Origin of the sequence: Microcoleus sp. MOSTC5 (assembly GCF_036701825.1) — a bacterium.
GTDB lineage: Bacteria > Cyanobacteriota > Cyanobacteriia > Cyanobacteriales > Microcoleaceae > Microcoleus > Microcoleus asticus.
In genome coordinates, this window is sequence record NZ_JAUBRK010000143.1 from 1 (window position 1) to 3,726 (window position 3,726).

A 3,726-nucleotide genomic window follows, 5' to 3' on the forward strand; every position below is an offset into this window, starting at 1 on the left:
AATTATGAGTTAGCTCTAGGGGATGAAATTTAAAACCTCTAATTATAACATAAATCTTTTTTGCAAGAGGTCTAGTCAAGCGATGGTCGGAGCAATCTATCCAGAGCAAGCCTCGGCGTTAAAGATGATTTATTGGAACATATACCGCTAAGTTCCCTCTACAGAGATTCGAGGATTATTGCCCAGATATGCGTAGGTTTTTACAAGCGGTGGAAACAGAAGCCGTGGAAACTCAGCGAATCAGATCGGTGAGGAATTCCAGCTAACAATAGTTAAGCGATCGGGGCATCACAAATCATTGGAGCCGACAGAATTGTGATATTTTTGGATTGAGTTAGAAGCGATCGGTTGCCACTCAATTCAGCCGTTGGGCATCATCGAAGATCGCCCGTATTCGGAGTTGTGTTACAGCCTCTACGCTTTTCGGACGACGACAACCTCTTGGGAGATTATGACGCTCAAAACCTTTATTGGAAGCTGCCATTGCGGCGCAGTTCGATTTGAAGCCGACATCGACTTGAGCTTGGGCACAAACAAATGTAACTGCTCGATCTGCACGAAAACGCGGAATTGGAACGCTATCATCAAGCCCAACGCATTCCGATTGCTATCGGGCGAGGGCGATTTGAGCGATTACCAGTTCAATCCAAAGATTGGACATCATCTTTTTTGCAAGCACTGCGGCGTGCGCTCCTTTGCACGCGGATACCACGAACAGATTGGCGGTGACTACGTTTCAGTCCAATTGGCCGCCCTCAATAACGCCGATCCAACGGAACTCATTGAAGGGCCCATTCGATTTTCGGATGGCCGTAACAACAACTGGGGTGCGCATCCAGCCGAGACAAAGCATCTATAGAACCCATTTGAGAGCTAAAAGGCTGCAAGCCTTTTAACCATCAGCCCTATCAAACAAAGATTTACCGGCTCTCCAGGCTATCCGGCGATTGATACAGCTTATATGTCTCAGGACAAGGGTTTCAGCGATTTCCTCAAGAATATTCTGTGCCGATCGATACTGTTTCCCACACAAATCCAAGAGAGCCATAGCGATCGCCACCCCATAACAGTCCTAGAGTTGCTGCGATCGTCCGTGCCCCAATTGTCGCTAGCCCGTGTCACTTAGAAAAGCGGCCAGCCTTTCTGTTGCAGATCCCCCTTTCGGATAAGATTAGATACGCAGCAACCAATGAGGACATAATGTTATGAGCCAAGACGACATTTTTACTAGAGTCCAGAAAATTGTGGCAGAGCAACTGGAAGTCGAGAAGAGCGAAGTCAAGCCCGAAGCCAACTTTGCTAACGATTTAGGAGCAGATTCCTTAGATACTGTAGAGCTGGTCATGGCCTTGGAAGAAGAGTTTGATATTGAAATTCCCGACGAAGCAGCCGAAAAAATTACTACGGTTCAAGCTTCTGTAGATTTCATCAACAGCCAACTTGCAGCTCCAAAAGCATAAAATACCTGTCTTTTCCCCTAAGAGGAGAGAAGTTAGAAAAATGGAAACTCCTCTTTTGTTCTGCGTTCTGGGTGTTTAATTTTTTGAAACTGAAATCATGACAAATTTAGAGCGTAAGCGCGTTGTTATCACGGGTCTCGGCGCGATTACACCGATCGGCAATACCTTGTCCGAGTATTGGGACGGGTTGCTTGCCGGGAAGAATGGTATAGGCCCGATCACCTTATTCGACCCGTCGCGGCACGACTGCCGCTTTGCCGCAGAGGTGAAGGGTTACGACCCACACGACTATTTAGAGCGCAAGGAAGCAAAGCGGATGGATCGCTTTGCTCAATTTGGGGTGTCAGCGAGCAAACAAGCTGTTGCTGATGCGAAGTTTGAGATTAACGACCTGAACGCAGAACAGGTGGGTGTCATTCTTGGCACTGGCATTGGCGGCCTGAAGGTTTTGGAAGACCAGCAAGAGATCTATCTGAATCGCGGCCCCGATCGATGCAGCCCGTTTATGATTCCCATGATGATTGCGAATATGGCCGCGGGCCTGACGGCGATTCATACGGGTGCTAAGGGGCCGAACTCTTGCCCCGTGACGGCCTGCGCTGCCGGGTCGAATGCCGTGGGCGATGCGTTTCGCCTAGTTCAGGGGGGTTACGCGCAAGCCATGATTTGCGGCGGTACGGAAGCTGCGGTGACACCTTTGTGCGTGGCGGGTTTTGCTGCGGCGAGGGCGCTTTCGACTCGCAACGATGACCCGACTCATGCTTCTCGTCCGTTCGATCGCGATCGTGATGGTTTTGTTGTCGGCGAAGGTGCTGGCATTCTGATGCTAGAAGAAATGGAATACGCTCTGGCCCGTGGCGCGAAGATTTACGCAGAAATCGTCGGCTACGGTTTAACTTGCGATGCGTATCACATGACTTCCCCGGTACCGGGGGGGGACGGTGCGTCGCGGGCGATCGCTTTAGCGCTCAAGGATGCGGGTTTGACGCCGGATCAAGTGAGCTATATCAACGCTCACGGCACGAGCACGCTTCCCAACGATTCTACGGAAACCAAGGCGATTAAGCGGACCTTGGGAGACCACGCTTACAAAGTAGCAATTAGTTCTACCAAGTCAATGACCGGTCATCTTTTGGGCGGTTCTGGGGGAATTGAAGCGGTGGCGACGGTAATGTCGATCGCCAATGACAAAATCCCGCCGACAATTAATCTGGAAAATCCCGATCCTGAGTGCGATTTAGACTATGTTCCTCATACAAGCCGCGATCTAAAAGTGGATGTGGCGCTGTCGAATTCTTTTGGATTTGGCGGCCACAACGTCACACTGGCATTCAAGAAGTTTGTTCAGTAACGGCTAATCCGAAAATCGAGAGTTAAAAGGTAAAAAAATATTTTTTTACCTTTCTAGGGTAGGCATCTTGCCTGCCCTAACTTTCTGAAGTATAACCGGAGCGATCGTATGAATCAACCAATTATTCGATTTCTGACAACCAAGAATTATAAAAATCTGCAATTAGATCCATCTGTAAAGTTAAACAACCTTAATATATTTATCGGCTCAAACGGTTCAGGCAAAAGCAATTTCATCAGTTGTTTGAAATTTTTAAAAGATTGCCTAATACCTATTTCCGACGAAACTCGGGGCGTGAGTAGTTTTGAGGATGCTATTTCTAAATTGGGCGGTGATAAAATCTTAGATGTCAATGTTGAAAGTCCAGCAAAGGTCAGTATAGCTTGCTGTTTTTCGCAAATTAACCAAACTGGTAATCTTCAAAAAGACAGCGCAATTCTTGATTTCCAACTTTATACCGATCGACAAAAAGTAAGGGCGAGCATCTCTGAAGAATATCTGTATGGCGGAGAAGATTTGCAGGGAACTTCCACCAAGCCACCTTTCTATTACTATAAATTGCATAACAGAGAATTAAGGCAAGGAGTTTTATCTGTTTACAATTTTCCCGGTCAAGAGCCAACTCATTTTGAAACTTTAGATAACATTCCTACAAGTTCTTTGGGTTTGTTGACAATTACGACACTGCTTGAAAATAGTCAATTACCACCAGAAAATACACCTGTTTACAAAATCAGAAGAGAATTAATTAAATTTATTTTCCAATGGCAATTTTATAATGCCAATAACATGAATTTGAATTTAATTAGAACCGCAGAGCCTAAAATAGGTGGAAGTGATATAGCGATCGCAAATCATTCATAAATCGAGCGAGGGTTCGATCGATCATTAGTTTCATGAGAATTTTGGCTCAAA

At 46.4% G+C, this 3,726-nt stretch carries 5 protein-coding genes; all 5 read left to right on the top strand.

Annotated elements, in window-relative coordinates:
• Positions 1-451: 451 nt before the first annotated feature.
• Positions 452-859, top strand: a complete 408-nt coding sequence (locus tag QUA54_RS33835; RefSeq protein WP_333419355.1) for a GFA family protein — start codon at positions 452-454, stop codon at positions 857-859.
• Positions 860-961: 102 nt separating this feature from the next.
• Positions 962-1,126, top strand: a complete 165-nt coding sequence (locus QUA54_RS33840) for a hypothetical protein (protein WP_333419357.1) — start codon at positions 962-964, stop codon at positions 1,124-1,126.
• A gap of 79 nt (positions 1,127-1,205) precedes the next feature.
• Positions 1,206-1,460 (top strand): acyl carrier protein, encoded by a 255-nt coding sequence (gene acpP, locus QUA54_RS33845; RefSeq protein ID WP_172192176.1) that lies wholly within the window; start codon positions 1,206-1,208, stop codon positions 1,458-1,460.
• Positions 1,461-1,557: 97 nt separating this feature from the next.
• A complete protein-coding gene (fabF, locus tag QUA54_RS33850) occupies positions 1,558-2,811 on the top strand; it encodes a beta-ketoacyl-ACP synthase II (RefSeq protein WP_333419359.1) in 1,254 nt (417 codons plus the stop codon).
• A gap of 108 nt (positions 2,812-2,919) precedes the next feature.
• Entirely contained in the window at positions 2,920-3,675 is a 756-nt protein-coding gene (locus QUA54_RS33855; RefSeq protein ID WP_333419361.1) for an AAA family ATPase, read from the top strand.
• Positions 3,676-3,726 lie beyond the last annotated feature (51 nt).